This window comes from Streptococcus sp. (assembly GCF_019414905.1).
Lineage (GTDB): Bacteria > Bacillota > Bacilli > Lactobacillales > Streptococcaceae > Streptococcus.
The window spans coordinates 1-2,094 of record NZ_DXLC01000074.1; the positions used below are offsets into that span (position 1 = coordinate 1).

Sequence of the window (2,094 nt, forward strand, 5' to 3'; positions counted from 1 at the left end):
CGTGATTTGAAGAAATCCAGTATGTCCGTCGATATTGAAAATAATTATGAACCGCAATACATCAATATCCGAGGAAAAGGTCCTCTCATCAATGACTTGAAAAAAGAAGCTAAAAAAGCTAATAAAGTCTTTCTGGCGAGTGACCCGGACCGTGAAGGAGAAGCGATTTCTTGGCATTTGGCTCATATTCTCAACTTAGATGAGAATGATGCCAACCGTGTGGTCTTCAATGAAATCACCAAGGATGCGGTCAAAAATGCTTTTAAAGAACCGCGTAAGATTGATATGGACTTGGTTGATGCCCAACAGGCTCGTCGTGTCCTAGACCGCTTGGTAGGCTATTCGATTTCGCCTATTTTGTGGAAGAAGGTCAAGAAGGGCTTGTCAGCAGGTCGCGTTCAGTCTATTGCACTTAAGTTAATCATTGACCGTGAGAATGAAATTAATGCCTTCCAGCCAGAAGAATACTGGACAATTGATGCTGTCTTTAAAAAGGGAACCAAGCAATTTCAGGCATCCTTCTATGGAGTAGATGGCAAAAAGCTGAAACTGACTAGCAATGACGAGGTTAAGGAAGTCTTGTCTCGTCTGACTAGTAAAGACTTTTCAGTAGATCAGGTGGATAAGAAAGAGCGCAAACGCAATGCTCCTTTACCCTATACCACTTCATCTATGCAGATGGATGCTGCCAATAAAATCAATTTCCGTACTCGAAAAACCATGATGGTTGCCCAACAGCTCTATGAAGGAATTAATATCGGTTCTGGTGTTCAAGGTTTGATTACCTATATGCGTACCGATTCGACTCGTATCAGTCCTGTAGCGCAAAATGAAGCAGCAAGTTTCATTACGGACCGTTTTGGTAGCAAGTATTCTAAGCATGGTAGCAAGGTCAAAAATGCTTCAGGAGCTCAGGATGCCCACGAGGCTATTCGTCCGTCTAGTGTCTTTAATACACCTGAAAGTATTGCTAAGTATTTGGACAAGGATCAGCTCAAGCTTTATACTCTTATTTGGAATCGTTTTGTAGCGAGTCAGATGACAGCTGCTGTCTTTGATACCATGGCTGTTAAATTGTCTCAAAATGGAGTTCAATTTGCTGCCAATGGTAGTCAGGTTAAGTTTGATGGTTATCTTGCCATTTACAATGATTCTGATAAGAATAAGATGTTACCAGATATGGCTGTTGGAGATGTGGTCAAGCAGGTCAATAGCAAACCAGAGCAACATTTCACTCAACCGCCTGCTCGTTATTCTGAAGCGACACTGATCAAGACCTTGGAGGAAAATGGGGTTGGACGTCCGTCAACCTATGCGCCAACCATTGAAACTATTCAGAAACGTTATTATGTTCGCCTTGCAGCCAAACGTTTTGAACCAACAGAGTTGGGAGAAATTGTTAACAAGCTTATCGTTGAATATTTCCCAGATATCGTAAACGTAACCTTCACAGCTGAAATGGAAGGCAAACTAGATGATGTCGAAGTCGGAAAAGAGCAGTGGCAACGTGTTATAGACGCCTTTTACAAACCATTCTCTAAAGAAGTCGCCAAGGCTGAAGAAGAAATGGAAAAAATCCAGATCAAGGATGAACCAGCTGGATTTGATTGTGAAGCGTGTGGCAGTCCAATGGTTATTAAACTTGGTCGATTTGGTAAGTTCTACGCTTGTAGCAATTTCCCAGATTGCCGTCATACCCAAGCAATCGTGAAAGAAATCGGTGTAGAGTGTCCAAGTTGTCATCAGGGACAAATCATTGAGCGTAAAACAAAACGTAACCGCCTTTTCTATGGTTGCAATCGCTATCCAGAATGTGAATTTACCTCTTGGGACAAGCCTGTTGGTCGTGACTGTCCAAAATGTGGCAACTTCCTCATGGAGAAAAAAGTCCGTGGTGGTGGTAAGCAGGTTGTTTGTAGTAAAGGTGACTACGAGGAGGAAAAGATTAAATAAGAGGAGAGTCCTGAAAGTTAATTTCAGGCTCTTTTGGTTAGAACTTGACAAAATTCATCATTTTATGCGAAACTAGAAGAAGATTATTTTATACTCAATGAAAATCAAAGAGCAAACTAGGAAACTAGCCGCAGGTTGCTC

1 protein-coding gene is annotated in these 2,094 nt (G+C 41.7%); it reads left to right on the top strand.

Annotated elements, in window-relative coordinates:
- A partial coding sequence (topA, locus tag QZ359_RS01885) for a type I DNA topoisomerase (protein WP_293957382.1) occupies window positions 1–1,953 on the top strand: 1,953 nt, incomplete at its 5' end.
- Window positions 1,954–2,094 lie beyond the last annotated feature (141 nt).